The organism is Anaerolineae bacterium, assembly GCA_013178015.1.
Lineage (GTDB): Bacteria > Chloroflexota > Anaerolineae > DRVO01 > DRVO01 > Ch71.
On the sequence record JABLXR010000036.1, the window covers coordinates 22652 to 43001 of the forward strand.

General features: G+C 66.0%; 18 protein-coding genes. 11 read left to right on the forward strand and 7 right to left on the reverse strand.

Features of this window, described 5'->3' with window-relative positions:
- Positions 1–30: 30 nt before the first annotated feature.
- Together HPY83_14010 and HPY83_14015 are read left to right on the forward strand one after the other, a co-directional pair.
- Positions 31–1161: a hypothetical protein gene (locus HPY83_14010; GenBank protein NPV09065.1), complete on the forward strand. Its 1131-nt coding sequence runs from the start codon at positions 31–33 to the stop codon at positions 1159–1161.
- The gene (locus HPY83_14015) at positions 1158–1697 is read left to right on the forward strand and encodes a flavin reductase family protein (protein NPV09066.1); all 540 of its coding nucleotides are present in this window, start codon (positions 1158–1160) and stop codon (positions 1695–1697) included. The genes HPY83_14010 and HPY83_14015 overlap by 4 nt, the downstream gene beginning before the upstream one ends.
- Here HPY83_14015 and HPY83_14020 read toward each other — a convergent pair.
- Positions 1694–2383, reverse strand: coding sequence for a hypothetical protein (locus HPY83_14020; GenBank protein NPV09067.1), 690 nt, complete (start codon positions 2381–2383; stop codon positions 1694–1696). The genes HPY83_14015 and HPY83_14020 overlap by 4 nt on opposite strands.
- Before the next feature lie 117 nt (positions 2384–2500).
- On the opposite strand from HPY83_14020, the gene HPY83_14025 reads away from it, so the two are divergent.
- The gene (locus tag HPY83_14025; protein ID NPV09068.1) at positions 2501–3409 is read left to right on the forward strand and encodes a nucleoside hydrolase; all 909 of its coding nucleotides are present in this window, start codon (positions 2501–2503) and stop codon (positions 3407–3409) included.
- Here HPY83_14025 and HPY83_14030 read toward each other — a convergent pair.
- From HPY83_14030 to HPY83_14040, 3 genes are read right to left on the reverse strand one after another with little or no spacing between them, the layout of a single operon-like run.
- Positions 3399–4430: a Gfo/Idh/MocA family oxidoreductase gene (locus tag HPY83_14030; GenBank protein NPV09069.1), complete on the reverse strand. Its 1032-nt coding sequence runs from the start codon at positions 4428–4430 to the stop codon at positions 3399–3401. The two genes, HPY83_14025 and HPY83_14030, sit on opposite strands and share 11 nt — an antisense overlap.
- The gene (locus HPY83_14035) at positions 4427–5272 is read right to left on the reverse strand and encodes a sugar phosphate isomerase/epimerase (GenBank protein ID NPV09070.1); all 846 of its coding nucleotides are present in this window, start codon (positions 5270–5272) and stop codon (positions 4427–4429) included. The genes HPY83_14030 and HPY83_14035 overlap by 4 nt, the downstream gene beginning before the upstream one ends.
- On the reverse strand, positions 5265–6599 hold the full coding sequence (locus tag HPY83_14040) for an MFS transporter (protein NPV09071.1): 1335 nt from the start codon (positions 6597–6599) through the stop codon (positions 5265–5267). The genes HPY83_14035 and HPY83_14040 overlap by 8 nt, the downstream gene beginning before the upstream one ends.
- A 313-nt stretch (positions 6600–6912) precedes the next feature.
- Here HPY83_14040 and HPY83_14045 point away from each other — a divergent pair, with 313 nt between their 5' ends.
- The 6 genes from HPY83_14045 (at position 6913) to HPY83_14070 (ending at position 15019) form a co-directional block, all read left to right on the forward strand.
- Positions 6913–8418 (forward strand): hypothetical protein, encoded by a 1506-nt coding sequence (locus HPY83_14045; protein NPV09072.1) that lies wholly within the window; start codon positions 6913–6915, stop codon positions 8416–8418.
- Entirely contained in the window at positions 8390–8983 is a 594-nt protein-coding gene (locus HPY83_14050) for a response regulator (GenBank protein ID NPV09073.1), read from the forward strand. Before HPY83_14045 ends, HPY83_14050 begins: the two co-directional genes overlap by 29 nt.
- Positions 8984–9033: 50 nt before the next feature.
- Entirely contained in the window at positions 9034–9726 is a 693-nt protein-coding gene (locus tag HPY83_14055; GenBank protein NPV09074.1) for a glycosyltransferase family 2 protein, read from the forward strand.
- 103 nt (positions 9727–9829) lie between these two features.
- Complete coding sequence (locus tag HPY83_14060; GenBank protein NPV09075.1) at positions 9830–11221, forward strand: hypothetical protein; 1392 nt, start codon at positions 9830–9832, stop codon at positions 11219–11221.
- Positions 11211–14033 (forward strand): YfhO family protein, encoded by a 2823-nt coding sequence (locus HPY83_14065; GenBank protein ID NPV09076.1) that lies wholly within the window; start codon positions 11211–11213, stop codon positions 14031–14033. The genes HPY83_14060 and HPY83_14065 overlap by 11 nt, the downstream gene beginning before the upstream one ends.
- A gap of 98 nt (positions 14034–14131) precedes the next feature.
- Positions 14132–15019, forward strand: coding sequence for a hypothetical protein (locus HPY83_14070; protein ID NPV09077.1), 888 nt, complete (start codon positions 14132–14134; stop codon positions 15017–15019).
- 13 nt (positions 15020–15032) lie between these two features.
- On the opposite strand, the gene HPY83_14075 is transcribed toward HPY83_14070, so the two are convergent.
- Positions 15033–15599, reverse strand: coding sequence for a hypothetical protein (locus HPY83_14075; protein ID NPV09078.1), 567 nt, complete (start codon positions 15597–15599; stop codon positions 15033–15035).
- Here HPY83_14075 and scpB point away from each other — a divergent pair.
- Positions 15573–16094, forward strand: coding sequence for an SMC-Scp complex subunit ScpB (gene scpB, locus HPY83_14080; protein NPV09079.1), 522 nt, complete (start codon positions 15573–15575; stop codon positions 16092–16094). The genes HPY83_14075 and scpB overlap by 27 nt on opposite strands.
- 7 nt (positions 16095–16101) lie before the next feature.
- Here the strand turns inward: scpB and HPY83_14085 are convergent, their stop codons facing one another.
- A complete protein-coding gene (locus tag HPY83_14085) occupies positions 16102–17139 on the reverse strand; it encodes a GHMP kinase (protein NPV09080.1) in 1038 nt (345 codons plus the stop codon).
- A gap of 84 nt (positions 17140–17223) precedes the next feature.
- Positions 17224–18396, reverse strand: a complete 1173-nt coding sequence (locus HPY83_14090; protein NPV09081.1) for a phosphoglycerate kinase — start codon at positions 18394–18396, stop codon at positions 17224–17226.
- Between the two features lie 250 nt (positions 18397–18646).
- On the opposite strand from HPY83_14090, the gene HPY83_14095 reads away from it, so the two are divergent.
- Positions 18647–20350: hypothetical protein (locus tag HPY83_14095; GenBank protein ID NPV09082.1), on the forward strand; the 1704-nt coding region annotated here is incomplete at its 3' end.

Here is a 20350-nt window from a genome sequence, read left to right on the forward strand (position 1 = left end):
GCCGTGCATCAAGCCCATGGGAGCCTGCCGATGACCGGACGCGAGCGAATCCTTGCTGCCCTGCGCTTCCAAGAAGTGGACCACGTGCCCTGGGCTCCCCGGTGGGACCTCTGGTACAACGCCGCTCGCCTGGACGGGCGCCTGCCGGAGCGCTATCGGGGCTGGTCCATGTATGACGTGGCGCGCGACCTGGGCATGAGTATCAAGGGCTACGGCCTGAGGCCTTTCTGGGAAGAGGTTCGCGGGATGGACCTGCACACCTCCACCCGGGGAGACGAGGTGCTCCGAGAGTACCGGACTCCACATGGGGAACTGACCCAGGTGGAGCGGCGGACCCCAGAGCTGGCAGCGGCAGGGGTGCGCGGCCGGGTGGTCAAGGAATGGATCACCGGGCGCGAGGACTATGATGCCGCCCTGTATCTCGTGGAGCACACCCACATCGTGCCGCAGCACGAGGAGGTGGCGGCAGAGCTGCGGGCTATCGGGGAGGACGGCGTATTGCTGGCGTTCGTGCGGCACGCCCCCGCCCACCTGGTCATGCGCGAGTTCACCGGCTATGAGGGCTTCTACTACCAGATGCAGGACAACCCCGATCGGCTCGAACTGCTGATCGCCGCGCTCGACGAGCAGCAGAAGCAGGTGGAGAAGGTGGCGATTGACTCGCCTGCCCAAGTGATCGAGTATGACGGCAACTACGACGGCGGCCTTACCCCGCCACCCATCTACCGCCGTTACTTCCTGCCAGCTCACTGCAGGCTGACCGAAGCGGCTCATCAGGCCGGGAAGCTGGTGGCCACTCACGTCGATGGCCGCAACGATGGCCTGCTAGAGCTGATTCTGCAGTCGGGCTTCGACATCGGCGAAGCCTTCACCCCGCCGCCCATGACCAACCTGGGCATCGCCGATTCCCGACGGGTGTGGGGGAATCGGGTGGCCATCTGGGGTGGCCTGGCGGCAATCGCGTTCTCCCCTCAGTTCAGCGAAGAGGAGTTCGAGCACCACGTGCGACGGGCACTGGACGAGGGCGGCCGAGGACTGGTTCTGGGTACGGGAGACAACGTACCCACCGACGGTCTGCTGGAGCGGGTGCGGCGGGTGCCCCACATCATCGCCGAGTGGGAGGCAGAGCACGCCTCCGGCGGCAGAGGAGCGACTGCATGAGTCAGGAAGAGCGACGCCAGGTGGATTACCGGCAGTACCTGGATGCTACACTGGCCAGGCTGGCCCGTCCCGGGCTGCTGCTGGCGGCCCGGGGCCCGGACGGCCGGCCCCCCAATGCCATGACCATTGGCTGGGCCGCCTTCGGCATCATCTGGGGACGGCCCATGTGTGTGGTGCTGGTGCGTCCTTCGCGCTACACGTACGGGCTGATCGAGGAGTGCCGCGACTATACGGTCAACGTGCCGGCCGACGCAATGGATGACGCAGTGGCGTTCCTGGGCAGTGCCTCTGGACGGGACGTGGACAAGTTGGCTCGGGTGGGCCTTACCGCGATCCCCAGCCGGAGCGTGTCATCGCCGACGCTAGCAGAGTGCCCCGTCGCCTATGAGTGCCGCGTAGTGCACTACAACGACGTGATCCCACCCAACCTGGCCTCTGAGGTCCAGCGAGGCTCGTACCCCCGGGGAGACTACCACCGGGTGTACTTCGGCGAGATCGTGGCTGTCACCGTCTCGGCGGGCGCCGAGCGGATCTAGGGTCGCCAGTCGCTCTCATCGAAGGGTGGCTCCTCCCGATCTTCGCGGTCTACGTCGCGGTCATCGAGGGGTGGCATGGTGCAGGGCTCCTGTGCCTCCGGCTCGGCCTCGCCGAGGGGAAGGGACAGCGGGCCTTCCTCTTCCTCCGCGAGCTGCTCGGCGGTCTGTTCCTCGGGCGCAGGAGGAGGCTCTTCGGCGGCGGCCTCGCCGGCCTCCACCAGAATGGCGTCATCGCCCACGGCGAAGAGGGCAGAGACGGGGATGAACGTCTTGCCTCGGAAAGCGTCGCGAATGAGGTTATGCGAAAGCCGGTAGCCGAGGATCTTCCCGCTGGCATCGAGAGCGATGTCGCTGATCTCGCCCAGCTTTCGACCTTCGGTGGTGATCACCTGGGTACGGATCACGTCGGTGCCGGCCTTGACTGAGGATCGGGTGGCGGGGTCCTCCGACAGTGTGCTGATGGCCTCGTCCGAGTCAATGAGGGTGACGTGTACCCCGAACAGGCGGATGTGGTCCGCCGTCACCGCTTTGGCCGAGCCGGCCACTGGTGGCTTGCTCAAGATGATGGCGGTGACCCGGTTCTCGTCGGCATCGTAGAGGATCTCTTGGATGCTGCCCACCCGTCGCCCGGAGCTAAGGGTGATGACCGGCTGGCCGAGCAGGCTCTTGATAGTGTGGTTTGGCATGGCAAGTCCTCTCAGAGTGCTCTGGGAGAAATGATAGAGCGCCCGGGCCAGCCGTGTAAAGACGATACCGCAGAACTCCCTCGCGAACCGCCGACCCACGTAACCTGAGGAGGAAGCATGCCAATCCCGGTCTGGCTTGACACTGACATCGGCACCGATGTAGACGACGCCGTAGCTCTGGCGCTGGCCCTACGTTCGCCCGAGATCGAACTGGTGGGCGTCAGCACTGTCTACGGCGACGTGGACCTCCGCAGCCGCATGGTTCTTAAGCTGCTGCAGCTCGCCGGCAGGGGAGACATACCGGTGTACTCAGGTGCTTCGCAACCCCTGATGCGAGAGCGGGCGGTCTACTGGGGCGGCTGGGAAGGGGAGGGCCTGCTGGGGGAGGAGGATCGGTCGTTGGCGCCTCGGCAGGAGCACGCCGTCCTGGCGCTGACGCGGGCGGCCAATGACCGTCCTGGCGAGATCAGCCTGGCCACCATCGGCCCCATGACCAACGTCAGCCTGGCCTTCGCTCTAGATCCCGAACTGGCGGGTAAGCTACGGCGCCTGGTGGTGATGGGTGGGGTAGCACGAACCGGCCCGCAAGGGCTAGGCCTGCCAATTGCCGAGCACAACCTGGCCTGTGACCCGGAGGCCGCTTCTCTGTGCTTCCGCTCCGGAGCGGAGATGGCGATGGTGGGGCTGGACGTGACCACCCAGGTCTGGGTGGACCGGACCGGGATGGAGCGAATCCGGAGGTCGGGCGGTCCCCTAGGTCAGGCCGTGGCGGGACAGCTGGAGCGGTACCTCGCCATCCGGAAACGCGAGCGCACGATGATGCATGATCCTCTGGCCCTGTCCTACCTGATCCGACCGGAGTTCCTGGAGCTGGTGCCGGCCGAGGTGCAGATCGAGACGCGAAGCGAGTTGGCGTCAGGGGCCACCTGGGTGCGCCGGACCGACGAGTCGCGCACCCGGGTGGCAGTGGGCGTAGACGCCCGAGGGTTTGAGGCGTTCCTGCTGGAGCGCCTGTCTAGGGAGTGACGGCCTCGCCGCTCTCCGCGGATCGTCTTTCGGCTTCGATAAGCTCGATGGACTGCTGGGCGCTCTCGGGCGCGACCATCGTGGCCGGGCTGCGCCCTTCGGCCAGGCAGTTGACGAAGAACTCCAGCTCCAGGTAGTAGGCGTCCCCTTCGAGGGCCAGGCTCTCAGGGTCCTGGCCTGCCCGGTGTACCTGTAGCGATGGACTCCGGGTGCTGTCGAAGTGGAGCAGACCATCCTCGAAGACCGCCAGGTAAGCAGCCCGGAAGTCGAAGGTGACCGTCTGGTACCAGGCCGCGTCTACCAGCACCTCGGGCCCGCCCTCGTAGGTGTACAGAGCACTGACCAGGTCGTAGCCGCCGGTGGCGGGCGTCTTGATGGCGCGAGCGTACAGCCGGTTGGGCTTTCCCAGGAGGTAGTTGACAAAGTCCACATCGTGGACGTGCAGGTCGAGCATGGCGCCCCCGCTGCGGGCGGCGTCTGTCATCCAGCCCTCCCAAGTCCAGACCGGCTTGGCCGAGCGGCGGATGAACTCGGCTTTGATCAGCCGGCCGAGCCGACCGGAATCGAGCGTCTCCTTGAGATAGACGTACTCGGGCCAGAAGCGGAGGCACTGAGCCACCATGAGCTCCACCCCGTTCCGGTGGGCGGCCTCGATCATACGGGTGGTCTCCTCAGAGGTGAGGGCCATCGGCTTCTCCACCACCACGTGCCTGCCGGCCTCCGCTGCCAGCTGAGCGAACTCGGCATGGAGGTAGGTGGGAAGGCAGATGTCCACGAGATCCACGTCGGCGTCGCGAATGAGATCGCGTCCGTCGGCGTAGACCTGGTAGCTGGCAACGTCGAGGCGGGGCAGAGGCACCTCGATGTTGCCCACGACGTTGGCGCGTCCCTGCCGACGGTCGGGGTCGGCGTCGGCGACGGCCACGATGCGGGCGTTGGGCAGCTTCTCGTAGTTGGCGGTGTGAGCCCGGCCCATGAACCCCAGGCCTATCACCCCAACGCGGATCTCTTGCTTGCTCATCTGGTTTCGCCTCCGAATATGACGTCCACGGCGCGTGAGGCACGGTAGATCATATCGTCAGGGAACTGGTTGGGGGGAAACTGCTCCACGACCGCCCAACCGTTGTAGCCCACGGCTTGCAGGGCGCGCACGACCGCCGGGTAATCCACATCGCCCTGCAGGAGCTCCACGAAGCCCTCCAAGGTGCCCACATTGCAGCGGAAATCCTTGAAGTGGACGGCCCGCACCCGCGAGCCCAGGATCTTGATCCAGTGCTCCGGGTATCCCGTGCGCATCACGTTGCCCACGTCGAAGTACACGCCCACGAAGGGGCTGCCAACTGCGTCCACGAAGTCGCGCATCTCGAAGGGAGCGGTGAGGAAGCGGTTCCAGACGTTCTCGATCCCTATGTTCACCTGCCACCGCTCGGCGTCGGACGCCAGCTCGCGGAAGTCTGCCAACGCGCGGTCGTGGGCCTCCTGGTAATCGGCTACCACGGGGGCGCCCGAGAGGAAGGGGCCCACGAAGCCGGGCACCACCAAGATGGTGCTGGCACCGATGGTGGCAGCGATGCGGAGCATGTGCCGCACATGTTCCTTGGCTTCTTCGCGCTCGGCAGCCTCGGGCGAAAGGATGTTCTTGCTCCAGAAGATGCCGCTGGCCAGGGTGGGAAGTGCCAGGCCCATGGATTCGGCCAGAGAGCGGATGCCTTGCAGGTCGGGGTCGGAAGTGGCGGGTGATACGGGCCCCTGGGCGTCATAAGCCAGCTCGACGCCCTCGAAGCCGGCATCGCGAGCCAGCCTGAAGCAGTCGGCCAGGCTCTTGTCGGGGGTGAAGGCCCACATGTTGATGGCTTTACGCACGGCGCATACCTCCCGGTTCGTCGTGTGATCCCTCGCCGGTGACGAGGGCTGGGCGGACGGACAGACGTGGTTCCTCCATCGGCTGGGAGCGCGGGTCACGCACGAAGCGATCCCAAGCCAGGGCGGAGGCCAGGCCGAGTATAGCAGAAGCCCAGAACACCGACACGTACCCCGCTGCTCCGGCCAGGGCTCCTCCGAGCACGGGCGCGACGACCAGGGGCGGGGCAGTGAGGGTGTTGGCGAGGCCGATGTAGGTGGGCCGATCTTCGTCGCGGCAGAACTGGAAGACTATCGGCATTCCCGAAGTCATGAAGGCTGCATCCACCGCCGCTCTGAAGGCGAAGGCCAGGAGGAACAGACTGACGTTCGGGGCCAGGGCCGCCGCTACCATGCCCAGGGCCTGCATCCAATACGAGGCTCCCACCACCAGTCTGTGTCCCTTGCGGTCTCCCAGTCGCCCCAGGACGGGGTTGAGGATAGCCTGGGAGACGAGCATGGTGGCAGTGAAGAGGGCGGCGGCTTCGTCGCCCAAGTTGAAGCGACTGGCGGCGTGTACGGCGAGGAAGGCGTTACCCATCCCGGAGAAAGTGCCGAAGGAGCGGACGAGGATGAAGTTGCGGAAGTTGCGATCGCTCTGCACCAGGGCCGGAAGCCGAGAGAGATAGGTGGAAAGGGGGATGGCAGGCTTGGACGGTTGTCTGGCGGGCTCCACCGTGAAAGTAAGGGCCAGCCACGACACCATGAAGAAGGCGCTTCCGGCCAGATAGCTGTACGCGAAGCTGTACGGGTAGTGGAAGGCAGTGAGCAGATAGCGGGAGAGGGCGGCGCCCCCGATTCCCAGCACGGCGCCGATGGCGTTGCCTACCCCAAAGAAGAGCCCCCAGTGGCTGGGCAGGATGATCTTGGCCACCATGTCCTGCCACGCGTTGGCGACGAAGCCGCCGCCGAGGGCCTGCCAACAGAGCAGAACGAACACCACCGTCAGAGTCAGAGTGCTGTCTGCCGAGCGCCACAGCAGGATGAACAGGCCCAGCAGGATGAAAGGAATGCGCTCGTTGAGACTGACCAGTAGAACGAAGGGAAGCTTGCGGGGTAGGCGTTCCACCAGGTTACCGGTGAATAGCTGGGGAAGACGCCAGCCCAGGAACTGCACCGACGGGATCAGACCGATGAGGACCGGGTTGTCGGTTAGGTGAGCGATGTAGAGCGGAAGCACGGTGGCGGTCGAGACGCACGCGCTGCCCAGAGACCACAGTGCCAGGTCGGCCACGTTGACGGTGAAGTTGCGGCGGAAATGCCGCCGGATGGTGTGTTCGTAAGCGGACAACGGGCTCGGCTCCAACAGAAGTAGGCCCACGGGCAGATCGCTTCGCCGGCTGCCGTGGGCTGAGGGCAACATACATCAGCGCAGGCAGGGAGGTCAACACTGGCCTGGGCGCACGGCTAACCGCCATCACGCTGCTGACCGCGGGCGGCGCCCGGTTTGTGCCACTTAGCCCCAAGCCGTGCTGGGCCGCGCACGAGTTGAGCTAGACTAAGAACCGGGACGGGCCCCATCTTGAGCTCTGCGGGTCGGGGCCATTTCGTTGGCAGCCCGTGGGTGCGGTATAATGGCCGGGTTAGGGAAGAGACTGGCGACCATGAACAAGGCGATCCATGCAACTGGGCTGCAGGCGAGCGACAAGGAGTTCCTGGCGCGCATCGAGCGCAATCTGGGCATCATTGCGGACCTGAGCCGGGCAGACATTCTGATGTACGTCGCCTCGGGCAGGGACTTCGCCATCATCTCCCAGGCTCGGCCGCACTCGATGGCTCCCATCCATCGCCAGAACCTGGCTGGCAGCAGCGTTCAGCTGGCCGAGGCTGGGCTGATCGGTCGCGTCTTCTCCTCGGGGAGGCAGGCCACCGAGGAGGTGGAGCGGTGGGGCGACACTGCGCCGATGGTGCGACAATTGCATCCGGTACGAGGACCGGGGGGAAACGTGGTCGCTGTCGTCACGGTGGAGACCAATCTCATCGAGCACGAGCGACACCGACGTCGGCACGTACACTTCAGGCGAGCCCTGACCGCCCTCCAGCGAGCCGGGCTGCGGGCGGAAATCCCGGGGGTGGACCAGTTGATCCCCTTTGGGGAGCAGGATGGCATAGTGTTCGTGGATGAGCAGCGGCGCATCCGGTATCTCTCCGGCATCGCGACCAACTTCTACCGCCGCCTGGGCTACATGGAACCGTTGGTGGGCCAGCACCTGGACTTCCTGGAGACCGGGGATGACGAGTTGGTGGGGCGGACGCTGGCCCAAGGGCGCTGCTTCCGAGGAGAGGCCGCCGCCCAGGAGCGCGAGTGGGTGAGACAGGCGATCCCGGTGTACGCGCCGCCGCGTCCTCTGGACCGAGTCGTGCGAGGAATGGGGCGCGGCGCCGAGGCTGACCGGGTTATCGGTGCCTTCCTGCTGGTGCACGACGAGACGGAGAAGCGGCGGCGCCAGCGCGAGCTGCAGGTGAAGTCGGCCATAATCCAGGAGACACACCACCGGGTGAAGAACAACCTGCAGACCATCGCTGCCCTGCTACGGATGGAGGCGCGGAGGAGCACCTCGGCTGAAGCACAGCGGGTGCTCGAGGAGAGCATGAACCGCATTCTCTCCATCTCGGTAGTGCACGAGTTCATGGCCAACCAGGGCGACAGCCCCATCAACCTCCGTGAGGTGGGTCAGAGGTTGGTGGCTCACCTGCGTCAGATGCTAGCGTATCCGGACCGGCACATCGCGGTGAGCATGAGTGGGCCGGACATATACCTGCCGGCCCAGCAGGCCACTGTCTGCTCGCTGGTGATCAACGAGCTTCTCCAGAACGCGGCCGAGCACGGGTTCGCGGGGCAGGCCAGGGGCTCCGTGCACTTACGGCTGGCCGAGACGGCAGACCGGGTGTTGATCGAGGTCGAGGATGATGGGGTGGGGCTGCTGCCGGATTTCGATCTCAACCGGAACGGAAGCGTAGGCCTGAACATCGTACAGGTGCTGGTGCGGGACGACCTGAAGGGGGACGTCAGGCTGACCAGCAACGGCGGAGTGACGGCGACGGTGACTTTCCCCAAGACCACGCAAGAGGTGAAGCCAATTGGAGCGTACGAGAGTTATCATAGCTGACGACGAAGCGATCATCCGGATGGACCTGCGCGAGATGCTCACCAACCTGGGATACCTGGTGGTGGGCGAGGTGGCCGACGGGACCAGCGCTGTCAACCTGGCCCGGGAGCTGAGACCCGACATCGTGATCATGGACATCAAGATGCCCGACCTGGACGGCATAGATGCTGCGCGCCTGCTGACGCAGGAGCGTATCGCTCCGGTGGTGCTCCTCACCGCCTACAGCCAGAGCGAGTTGATAGAGCGAGCCAAGGAAGCAGGGGTGGTGGGCTACATCGTCAAGCCCATCCGCGAGTCGGACCTGGCACCGGCGATCGAGGTAGCGCTGGCCCGATTCGGTGAACTGCGGGCACTCGAGCGAGAGGTGGGGGACCTCAAAGATGCCCTCGAGACGCGCAAGCTGGTGGACCGGGCCAAGGGCATCCTGATGGATAGCCAGGGCCTGAGCGAGGCCCAGGCATTCCGTCGCATCCAGACGATGAGCATGAATACACGCAAGTCCATGAAGCAAGTGGCCGAAGCCATTGTGCTGGCCCACGAGGCCGCAAGAGGCGGGGGGGACTAGGGGATTCCGGGGTCCCCGGCATGGCCTCGGCCTCCCACACGGAGAAGCGAATGAAGCTCTCGGTGCTGGTCCCAGTCTACAACGAGTGTGCCACCATCGAGCAGGTGGTTGCGCAGGTGTTGTCGGTAGATCTGGGCGATCTGGAGCGCGAGGTGATCCTGGTGGACGACGGTTCCACCGACGGGTCGCGGGAAGTACTGACACGTCTGGAAGACCGACCCTATGTCCGCGTGTACTACCACGACGTCAACCAGGGCAAGGGCGCTGCGGTGCGGACGGGCATGTTCCGGGCCACGGGCGACATCATGCTGGTGCAGGACGCGGACCTCGAGTATGACCCGCGCGACTATAGCATAGTGCTGCGCCCCATCCTAGAGGGCCGGGCCGAAGTGGTGTACGGATCGCGCTTCCTGGGGGGGCCGAGGAAGGCCATGCTCTTCTGGCACATGGTAGGGAACCGGAGCCTCACCCTCCTGACCAACATCCTCTACGATAGCATCCTGACGGACATGGAGACATGCTACAAGGCCTTTCGGGCGGACGTGATCCGCGGCCTCGTCCTCCGAGCCAGGAAGTTCGAGCTAGAGCCGGAGCTCACGGCCAAGATCCTCAAACAGGGCTATCGCATCTACGAGGTTCCGATCTCCTACAACGGCCGCGAGTATGCGGAGGGCAAGAAGATCACCTGGCGGGACGGACCCCAGGCCGCCTGGACTTTGCTGCGCTGTCGGTTCAGAGACTGAGGACCCTCTGAGGCGAGGCCTGTCGCTGCCCACCTGGGGCCGGCGCTGGGCGGCTATCGGGCAGAGGGGGCAGCTGCTGGCCGGGCCCGAAGTCTTGGCTTGGGTGACCATTGCCATTGGGCTGGCGCTGCGCTTGGCGCCCATCGCCGAGGATCCTCTCCATCCCGACGAGTGTCTCTACGCCTCCTGGGCCCTGGCCGTGCGCGAAGGCGACCTCTGGCTGCGCGGGCCGGTCATAGACAAGCCCCCCGGCTTCCCCTACCTCCTGGCTCTCTGGTCCACTGTCATCGGGCCCGGTCCGACGGCGCTCCGCCTGCTCGGGGCACTGGCCTCGCTGGTCGCGATGGTGCTTTTCTTTCGCGTAGCGCGCCGCAGCTGGGGTGAATGGCCTGCTTGGGCCGGACTGACGCTAGTGGCCTTGTCGCCTGCAGCGGTGGCGCTGGATGGCGCGGCGCTAACTGATCCCCCGGCCGTGGCTCTGGCGATGGGAGGGATAGCCGCAGCCCTAAGCGGAGCGCCCATCCAGGCTGGGCTGTGGCTCGGCCTGGCGGGCGCGACCAAGCCCCAGCTCCTGGCCTATGCGCCCGCTGTGCTTGGCGTGTTGCCAGGGCGCAGTGGCAGGGCCGTGGCCAAGGCATGTGTGGGGTTGGCGGCGGTCGTCGCGGTCGTGGTGCTATGGGAGTGGGTGCGGGCGCCGCGGATGGGGTGGGCGTCAGCGGCGTACCTCAACTACGGGTTAAGTGGTGCCACAGGGCGGGCCGACGCAGGCGAATGGGCGGCGCTGCTGGGGTGGATCTGGGGCACGCGCCCGGCCCAGGCGGTGTGGATCCTGGCCGTGGTAGGCGCGCTGGTGGCCACCGTGGGTGGGCTGTCGAAGGCCACCCGACCGGGGCCGGCGCTCGGGATCGCTGCGTCGGCTTTCGCGTATCTCGCCGTGCATCTGGCGGTGGGCGCGCCCCCCTGGGACCGGTACTTGCTGGCTCTCATCCCGCTCGCGGGCCTGGCCTTCGCCTGGGCGGTCTCGCGGCTGGGCGCTGGCCTCACCGGCCCCGCCCGGGCCTTAGTGGGGCCTCTCTTCGGGGCAGCGCTGGCGGCCGCGCTAGTGACGCCGGCGCTCGAAGCGAGTAGGAGCATGTTGCCTTTGGGCGACACGTCGCGCTGGCAGGGCATCGAGGGTCTGGCCGACTACGTGAGAGGGCAGGTTCCAGGGCGGGCCACCATCCTGCACCGGGATCTCGGCTGGCAGGTGAGTTACTATCTGGCCGGATATCCTCAGGACTTCCGTTGGTATCGCGACAGAGAGCAGCTGGTGGACGAGTGTGCGCGCGCCAACCCAGCATATGTGTTGGTGGTGGCGGACGAGCCGGGGCTGGGAGACCTGGAACACCTGGCGTCGGAGGGGTTCCGCCTGGGCCTGCGGCACGCCACTTACCGTCGGGACGGCCATCCGGCCCTGCTACTTTACCTGGTGGAGGGGAAGAGCGATGGCCGGTAACGGCGGCCGCCTGGGCAGGGCAGATGTCGCGGCTTTGGGGCTGATCGGGCTGCTGCCCATTGGATTCCTGTATCGGCTGTGCCTCGCTGGGCAGATCCTTTATGGTCCGGACGCCCTAGCGTACTTCTACCCCATGTACGAGTACGCCACGGGCCGGCTGCTGTCCGGCGAGCTTCCTCTGTGGAACCCTCACCTGTTCCTGGGAGCGCCCTTTCTGGCCAATCCCCAGGCAGGCGTCCTGTACCCGGTGCACCTGGCGTTGGCCTGGCTATCCGCTCCATCGCTGGCTACTGCCTCCCTGGCCATCCACTACGGGCTAGCAGGCGCGTCCACTTACCTCTTGGCGCGAGCGGGCCTCGGATATGGGAGGTGGCCTGCCCTGGGGGCCGCGGCAACGTTCGCCCTCAGCGGGCTACTGGGGGCCCAGGCAGAGCACTTCAACCAGGTGGAGGCGCTGGCCTGGTTGCCCCTGCAGGTGCTGGCCGTAGAGTTGGGAGCCATCCGGCGCCTCACCTCTGCCGCCGGACGGCGTCTCTGGCTGCTGGTCGCGATGACGCTTAGTGCGGTCCAGCTCCTCACCGGGCATTCCCAGGCAGGCTACATTGCGCATATCACCCTGGTGGCATACGCAGCAGTTCGCCTGATGGCGGAGACGACTGGCTGGCCGAAGATAGCAGGTCGGTGGGGCAGAGCGCTTCTCTTCATCGGTGCCGGTGCTGCGGGGGGCATGGCGCTGTCGGCGGTGCAGGTATTGCCCACACTGGAGCTGGCAGAGCTGTCGGTACGTGCCGGGGGGCTGTCCTACCGGCAGGCAGTCTCCTTCTCCTTCGGTCCTCGGTCGTGGTTGCTGGGCCTCTTGCCCCACTACGGGGCGGAGGCCCCCTACAGCGAATACGTCGCCTACGCGGGCGTGGTGGGGACCGGGCTGGCCGTTCTTGGAGTCTGCCGGGGGACGTCGAGCCGCCCCAGGTGGGCGGTGGCCTTGGTGGCTCTGGGTGCCTTCCTGGCCTTGGGTGGCTACAACCCCTTCTACTACCTGCTCTATCGGCTGGTGCCGGGGATAGGGCTGTTCCGCGCCCCGGCGCGCTGGCTGGTGATGTCGCTTCTGGGGGCAAGCGTTCTGGTAGCAGAGGGGATAGCGGCCGCCGAGAGCGGAAGGCAATGGGCTCTCCCTCGGCGATGGTGGGGGCTGGGCTTTGCCTTGACAGCGGCGGTCACTGCCCTCCTGTGGCTGCTGGCCGACCCAAGGCCACAGCCGGTTACAGTGGCAGGCTGGCTGGCGGCGGGCGTGGCGCTCCTCCTGACGGTGCGGCTGGCTCCGCGCAGAAGGATGGGCACGGCCTTGATGGTTCTCGTGCTGGTCGAGCTCTTCGCTGCTTCTCAGCGCCTGCCGTACAACCAGACCACTGCGTCCTACGTGTACGAGGCCCAGCGTCGGTCGGTTCAGGTGCTGCTCCAGGAGGCGGGCCTGAGCCGCTTCCTCAGCCTGTCGGATCCGCAGTTCGACTCCGGCGACATGGGCGATCTGCTAGCGTCCCTGGGTGAAGGGCTGAATGCCGAGGGGCGCTACGGCCTGCTGGTGGGGGCCAAGTCTCAGGAGGTGCTGTCGAGGAACCTGGCTCTCAAGTGGGGGCTCTACGCCGTAGATGGGTACGACGGCGGAGTGCTGCCCACGGCAGACCACCTGGCTTTCCAGTCTCTGTACTTGCCGGCGGAAGAGGTGGCGGCTGACGGCAGGATGAGCGAGGCCCTGAGGAGCGTGCCTCCGGAGAGGCTGCTGGCCCTGGCTAGCGTCGGGTATCTGCTGCGGGACCGCCTAGATGATCTGTGGCTGGAGGGAGTCTACTACGACCTGGGGTTCTCCCTGCCGGGAGGCCTGGACGCTCCGGAGGCAACGCTAAGCCTGCCGCGCTTCCCGGCAACCGATCTGGGGCTGGTCTTGGGCCGGCCCACCAACGCAGACGCCGCCGAGGGCCTGGCGGCACGGATTAGCCTCGATGGGATGGTGGTGGGCGAAATACGGTGGGACGGCGATGCATTCATTGCCTGGGGAAGCGATGGTGCCTCGGTGGAGGTGGCGCCGGTGCCTGGCCGACCTGACCTCAGACACGTGTCCCTGCGACTACTTTCGGCCCCAACATACGGCGACAGGCTGGAGGTTCAGTGGGTGAGCGATGCGCTTTCTGGCGCGTCCTGGGCTGAAGGGGAGCCCGTCCGCAATGGCGGTGCCTTCACTGTGGCGGCAGCATCGCTGATCAACCGCGCGGCCGGCGTGGGCGTGCCGGTGGCTCTCTCGCAGATCGATGGGATCGTGCCCATCCACCTGGGAGACGTGAAGGTGTCGTCCGTGGAGCGTTCGCTGCCTCGGGCCTACTTCAGTTCGTGTGTAGTCCGGGTGCCTGGCGAGGCAGAAGCCATGGAAATCCTGCGGGATTCGGGCTTCGATCCTCGGCGGCGCACAGTCTTGGTGGGCGGCGAGGGGATGGCCTGCGATGCGGAGGGATGGCTGGCAGCGGAGGTGGTATCCTACGCCCCGGAGCGGGTGGTGGTGGAGGTGCTGGCATCGCGACCTGGGCACCTAGTCCTTACCGACTCGTTCTACCCCGGCTGGAGAGCGGAGGTGGACGGAGTTGAGGTGGAGGTGGAGCGCGCCAACTGGTTCTTCCGCTCGGTGGCGGTGGAGGGCGGCCACCACCGGGTGGAGTTCGTCTATCGCCCGGACAGCGTGCGCTGGGGAGCGGTGGCCAGCTGCCTGGCGGTGGTCCTGCTGCTGATTACGGGGGCGCTGTGGGCGCGACTGGGAGCGTCCTAAGGCGGCGGGGAGACAATGGGAGGAATGCGGTCGACCGAAGGGCGCGCGACGTGTATAATCGGGTGAGGCTTGCAGTTAGGCATCGAAGGAGGTGGCCCGTGAGGACGTTCAACCAGGTAGTGACAGTCGTGGCCTTGCTCATTATGCTAGTACTCTTGCCCATCATCGCCACCATCCCGGACGCAGTGGTACAGGCGGTGCAGAACGCCACCTTCTCGGTCGAGCCCTGGGTGGCTACCTCGGCCGGCAGAGTAGTGGTCGGAGTGGTGGCGGCGGCGCTGTGGCTCCTCACCATCTGGCTTCTGTGGCGCGAGTTTCGGCGGGCGGGCGATGACGAGATACGGGTGACGGCGGTGGAGGGCGGCAGAGCTCGTGTTGCCTCTGCGTCAGTGGCCAAGTTGCTGGAAAGGCGCGTTTCATCAATTTCCTCGGTGCGGCAGGTGACGGCCCGAGTTCGGCAGACGCGCGAGGGAGTGGTGGCCGATCTGCAGATCGTCACGGCCGATGGGGTCATGATCCCCGAGGTCACGCGGTCTGCCATCGCGGAGGCGCGACAGGCGTTGGAGCAGGAGATCGGGGCCAAGGTGGCCGATGTGGACGTGCGCGTGCGCGAAGTGGGTCTGGCGGAGGCGCGCCCCGCGGTAGCGCCGCCGCCCACGGCAGTGCGGCCGGAGGAAGAAGCTCCCCCCGCGCCCATCGCTGCACCTGGATTGGAGGCCGAGCCCCACGTGGAGCCTGAGACGGCGCCGGTGGCGGAGGTCGCCGAGGAGCCGGTGGCAGCAGCCGAGGAGGTACTGGCGGAGGAGTTCCATCCTGAGGAGCCAATTCAGGAGCGGGAAAGCTGGGAGACGCCAGCGCCGGAGCCCGAGGAGACGGAGGTGCTCTACCCCGACCTGAGGGAGCCGTACGAGGAGCCCCCTAGCGAAGAGGCCCCAGCCGCGGAGGAAGGACTGGAGGCGTGGCATCCGGAGGACGAAGACGAGTAGGCTCCCCAGTATCCTACTCGCGGGACAGCGTCACTAGGGCGCCGCTAGGTTCGATGACCAGCGCTCGGAGGCGGAAACCCAGGTCGCCCGCAGCAAGGGTCTCGTTGAGCACCCTGGACCACAGGTGGCGGAGTGGCAGTGGGGACTCCAGCGGGCCCAGCTTGACGTAGCTCAGGGCTAGCTCGGGTGTCTCTTCACCGTGCTGATGCAACTCCAGGACGGCGAAGCAGTACGTCTGCAGGAAGAAGGCTACCTGGGCTCGGTTCGGATGTAGGCGCACTCCGACGCGTACTGCGCCCAGTCCCGCCTGAGGTAACGCCTGGGCATTGAGGAAGGACTCCAGCTGCCGCTCCCCGAAGTGGAAGGCCATGGTTGTGCCAGGCGGGGCGGCGATCACCCGGTTCACGTTGGCGGCCAAGCTCTCGTAGCTGACTAGGGGGCGCGGCTGGCTTTCGCTGCAGCTAGGGGAAGAGGGGTCGGACGAGGCTCTGAAGAGCACGCAGGGGGCGGCCAGTAGCGCCAGGAGAAACAGCGACAAGATCAGGCGACGCGGATGGCTGAGGTGCAGAGCCACGTTCAATGCTCACTCGAAGCCAGGATCGAGGCTATCCTTTTCGTGGCCGGAGAGCCAGTGGAACTGAGAACCCTGGCCGAGACTCTGGACGCCGGACGGACCGACATAGAGTCGGCGCTGGACAGGCTGCGGCAGTCGCTCTCCGGCCGTGGGTTGGCGCTGCTGCGGGATGGCGAAGCAGTACAACTGACCACTTCTCCGGCAGCGTCTGACGACGTCCGGCGTTACCTCCGATCGGAAGAAGCAAGCACCCTGTCGGCGGCGGCACTGGAGACGCTGGCCATCATCGCCTATCGTCAACCGGTAACCCGGGCTGGCATCGAGGCAATACGCGGGGTAGGCAGCGAGAGCCCGCTGCGTACCCTTCTGCGGCTGGGCCTTGTCACAGAGATCGAGCGTCTGGATCAGCCCGGACGTCCCATCACCTATGGCACTACCTCGGGTTTCCTCCGCTTGCTGGGCCTGTCCTCGCTGGAGGAGCTGCCGCCCCTGCCTGACTGACGGGCGGTTAGGCCACCACGCGGGCGCCGTTCAAGCTGCTCCAAGTACGCAGCCCGCCGAACTCGAAGTTGAACTCGATGATTTGCACCCCTGCCTGTTCCAGGGCGGTGCGGACGTCGCGTTCTCGGTCCGGATTGCTCAGGAACAGGACGCAGCCACCTCCGCCCGCGCCCAGGGCCTTGCCTCCCACTGCTCCGGCATCGAGGGCGGCATCGAACAGCGAGTCTATCTGAGCCGTGCTGATGGAGGGGTCGAGAAGCTTCTGGTTCTCCCAGTTCTCCTGCAGCAGGCGGCCGAAGTGGCCGATCTGGCCCTTGAGTAGGGCGCTCTTCATCTCCACCGCTACGTCGCGGATGCGTAGCAGGGCGTTCACCGTCTGGCTGCGGCCGGCGCGATAGGCTTCCTGCACCGTGGTGATCAGGTTGCCAGAGAGCCGCGACTTGCCCGTATAGCAGAGCACCAAGTGCTTCTCCAGCTCCGTCACGACGCTGGGGTCCAGGTGGAGAGGGCTAACGTTGACCGCCGTCTCCTCGAACTCCATGAAGTTGAAACCCCCAATGGCGGCCGCATACTGGTCCTGCTTGCCTCCTGCGATGTGGAGCTCCTCGGTCTCCAGGAGGTTGGCCAGCCGTGCCACCTCATAGCAGGAGAGGCGGTTGTCCTGGAGGAGGTTGAGCAGTCCTATGAGGGCGACGCCGATAGAGGCCGAGGAGCCGGTCCCCGAGCCGGGCGGTGCGTCGCAGCGCACGAACAGGTTCATGCCCCGCTGGATGCCGAGGCGGGAGATGGCTGCCTTGATCAGGTCAAGGTTGCCGTCGTATTCCAGCTCCCGGAAGTTGCGGACGCTCAGGAACTGGTGGAAATCGGCCGAGGTAATCTCGATCTTCTCGTCGGGGCGAGGCGTGAGGGTGGCGTAGGTGTACCGATTGATAGTAGCGTTCACCACCGCTCCCCCGCGCTCGGCGGCGAAGAAGGGCACGTCGGTCCACCCGCCCGCCAGATCTACGCGGATGGGCGCCCGGCTACGATAGAGTGGCTCCTGCATGCTGCTTTCCCCCTCCGAAAGATTAGGTGAAATGAGGCATAGCTGCGGTGGCCGACCTCGCCAGCGGCTGCGCGCGGAACCGCCTCACTTGTCTTCCAGGGCGGCTACCCCGGGGAGTTCTTTCCCCTCCAAGAACTCAAGGGAGGCGCCGCCTCCGGTCGAGATGTGGGTGATGCGGTCGGCCACGCCAGCCTGCTCCACAGCGGAGACGGAGTCGCCTCCGCCGATGATGGTGGTGGCATCCAGGTCGGCCACGACTCGGGCGATGGCGATGGTTCCCTCGGCGAAGCGGGGGAACTCGAATACGCCCATGGGGCCATTCCAGAAGACTGTCCGGGCAGGACGAAGCTCGGCCGTGAAGCGCTCGACGGTGCGTGGGCCGATGTCCAGGATGCGCCATCCCTCCGGCACCGCGTTCGGGAGGACAACCTGGGAATCGGCCTTCGCGTCGAAGGCGGAGGCCACCACCACATCGGTGGGGAGTACCAGTGTGTCGCCCGCTCGCTCCATCAAGGAGCGCGCTGTGTCCAGCACCTCGTCTTCTACCAGGGAGTCGGCCACGAAGAAGCCGCGGGCTTTGAGGAAAGTGTTGGCCATTCCCCCACCGATCAGGAGCCTGTCCACCCGGTGGAGGAGGCTGTTGATGACCCCGATCTTGTCTGAGATCTTGGCGCCACCGAGGATCGCGACGAACGGTCGCTCCGGGTCTGCCAGGGCGCGACCGAGGAATTCGAGCTCCTTCTCCATCAGGAAGCCAGCCACGGCCGGCAGGTGGTGAGCGACGCCCTCGGTGCTGGCGTGAGCGCGGTGCGCGGCGCCGAAAGCGTCGTTGACGTACGCGTCGGCCAAGCGAGCCAGTGAGGCAGCGTACTGGGGGTCGTTCTTCTCCTCGCCCGGGTGAAACCGCGTGTTTTCCAGTAGTAGCAGCTCCCCCGGCTGGAGAGAGGCCACCAGTTCCTCGACCTCGGGGCCCACCGAGTCGGGGGCCATGCGGACCGGCATCCCCATTCGGTCCGACATATAGCGAGCGATGGGTGCGAGCGAGTACCGCGGGTCTGCCTTGCCCTTGGGACGGCCCAGATGAGAAGCGAGGATCACGCGCGCACCGCGGTCGCGCAGGTAGGCAATGGTGGGGAGGGCGGCGCGGATGCGAGTGTCATCCGCTACTGCTCCATCGTCCAGGGGCACGTTGAAGTCCACCCGGACGAGCACCTTCTTTCCCGATACATCTATGTCGCGCAGGGTTTTCTTCTGCATGGCATCCTCCAGCAATGAGACGGGTGTGGGAGTTGTCCGGAGGCATTATAGCGGCTCACTACCAACCGATCGAGCCCGCCGCTGAGCCGGAGTGCCAGGGACAGTGCACCTCGCCCTGCTCGCTTCCAGACCCCCGTCACACCACTGGCTGCGGCAGTTGACACCGCGCATCAATGGTCTTAGTATCGCCGAGTCGTGGCGGCGACGCCAGGCGTCGTCGTCGCGGACCGGACTGCGGAGGCGGTTGCCTGTGAGACGCGTATTCGTTGGCCTGGTGGCCCTGGTGGTCCTGTTCGCCCTCTTCGTCGGTGGTGTGGCCCTTCTGGACTACACCGAGTCCACTGAGTTCTGCACTCTCTGCCACAGGACGATGGAACCCGAGGCCGTAACCCATCAGGTTACGGCTCACGCCGAGGTCGACTGCGGCACCTGTCATATCGGGGAAGGGGTTCTGTGGAGCATTTACTATCATGTGGCTAACGCCCGATATGCGGTGACGTATCCCTTTGGGCTCTACGAGCGGCCTCTAGAGACACCTCGCAGCACCCTGCGGCCGGCGGAGGCCGTGTGCGGCCAGTGCCACTGGGAGGAGGCGAACTACGGACCCAGGCTGGTTACGCTGAATAAGTACTCTGCCGACGAAGCCAACACTCTGGCTCAGGTCCAGTTGCTGGTCAAGACGGGCAGCGGTCAGGCCGACATGCCTGGCGTCGGCGCGGGAGCTCACTGGCACGTTGCCAACCCGGTGTCCTACGTGGCCGCCGATGAGGAGGCGCAGGAGATACCTTGGGTGCGGGCCGTCGTAGATGGGGAGGTCAGGGAGTACTGGGCCAGTGGTGCCGGCCCTACGCCCGAGGCCGTTGCGGCCAGCGACATAGATGAACTGGACTGCATGGACTGCCACAGCCGGGCTCAGCACAGGATCCCTCCCACCGAGGAGGCGGTTGACCGGGCCATGGCGGAGGGCCTGCTACCGACCGACTTGCCCTACATCAAGAGCGTGGCCGTGGACGTGCTGGAACAGCGCTACGAGACCCGTGAAGCCGGGTACGCTGCCATGGACGCGGTCTCCGATCGGTATCAGAGCCAGTACCCAGACGTGTTCAGCAGCCGGCAAGAGGACGTCGAGCGCGCAGTCGAGGGTCTGCGGTTGCTCTTCAGCCGCACTCATTTCCCCTACATGAATCAGTACTGGGATACCTATCCCGACAACGTGGGGCACACGTACTTCCCTGGCTGCTTCCGCTGCCACGACGGCGATCATATCGGTGAGGACGGCCAGGCGATCCGAGCCGAATGCAATCTGTGCCACAGCATCCCCCAGGTGGCGTCAGGGGGCGCTCTGCTTCCTGCCGTCAGCCTGGCGTTCGGTGATAGGCCAGAGTCTCACCTGAGCACCCTCTGGATTGCCGAGCATCGCTATCGCTTTGACACTAGCTGTGCCGAGTGCCATTCGGTCGGGAACGCAGGCGGGGCCGACGACAGCAGCTTCTGCAGCAACAGCGCCTGTCACGGGCGCGAGTGGAAGTACCTGGCCTTGAACACTGAGCGAGTGCTGGCGCTGTCGGTACCCGAGAGAGAGCCAGCTGAAGTGGCTCGCCCGGTTCCGCACCTGGTCGCCGAGGACATGGTCTGTGAGCTCTGTCACGGGCTAGGGCAGGTCCTGGCGTATCCGGAGGATCACGCTTCCTACACTCGGGACCTTTGTGTAGCCTGTCATCCCGTGGCCGAGGCCAAGGAGGAGGTCACACCTGAGCCGACGCCGGTCGAGACTCCGGTTGAGGTGGCCACACCCACGCCGGAGCCCACAGCTACTGCGCCGGTGGAGGTTACCCCAGAGGCCACCATTACCGCCACGCCCGGGATCGCGGTCACCGAGACCCCTAGCGCGACCGAGACCGCTGCCCCCGAGGAGACGGAGACGCCCGAGGTCGGCGAGACTCCGACGGTGGAA

Bases quoted from the DNA above. Each gene is read 5' to 3' on its own strand.
- HPY83_14010 (NPV09065.1), top strand. From the start codon at position 31: ATGACCGGACGCGAGCGAATCCTTGCTGCCCTGCGCTTCCAAGAAGTG.
- HPY83_14015 (NPV09066.1), top strand. From the start codon at position 1,158: ATGAGTCAGGAAGAGCGACGCCAGGTGGATTACCGGCAGTACCTGGAT.
- HPY83_14020 (NPV09067.1), bottom strand. From the start codon at position 2,383: ATGCCAAACCACACTATCAAGAGCCTGCTCGGCCAGCCGGTCATCACC.
- HPY83_14025 (NPV09068.1), top strand. From the start codon at position 2,501: ATGCCAATCCCGGTCTGGCTTGACACTGACATCGGCACCGATGTAGAC.
- HPY83_14030 (NPV09069.1), bottom strand. From the start codon at position 4,430: ATGAGCAAGCAAGAGATCCGCGTTGGGGTGATAGGCCTGGGGTTCATG.
- HPY83_14045 (NPV09072.1), top strand. From the start codon at position 6,913: ATGAACAAGGCGATCCATGCAACTGGGCTGCAGGCGAGCGACAAGGAG.
- HPY83_14055 (NPV09074.1), top strand. From the start codon at position 9,034: ATGAAGCTCTCGGTGCTGGTCCCAGTCTACAACGAGTGTGCCACCATC.
- HPY83_14065 (NPV09076.1), top strand. From the start codon at position 11,211: ATGGCCGGTAACGGCGGCCGCCTGGGCAGGGCAGATGTCGCGGCTTTG.
- scpB (NPV09079.1), top strand. From the start codon at position 15,573: ATGGCTGAGGTGCAGAGCCACGTTCAATGCTCACTCGAAGCCAGGATC.
- HPY83_14085 (NPV09080.1), bottom strand. From the start codon at position 17,139: ATGCAGGAGCCACTCTATCGTAGCCGGGCGCCCATCCGCGTAGATCTG.
- HPY83_14090 (NPV09081.1), bottom strand. From the start codon at position 18,396: ATGCAGAAGAAAACCCTGCGCGACATAGATGTATCGGGAAAGAAGGTG.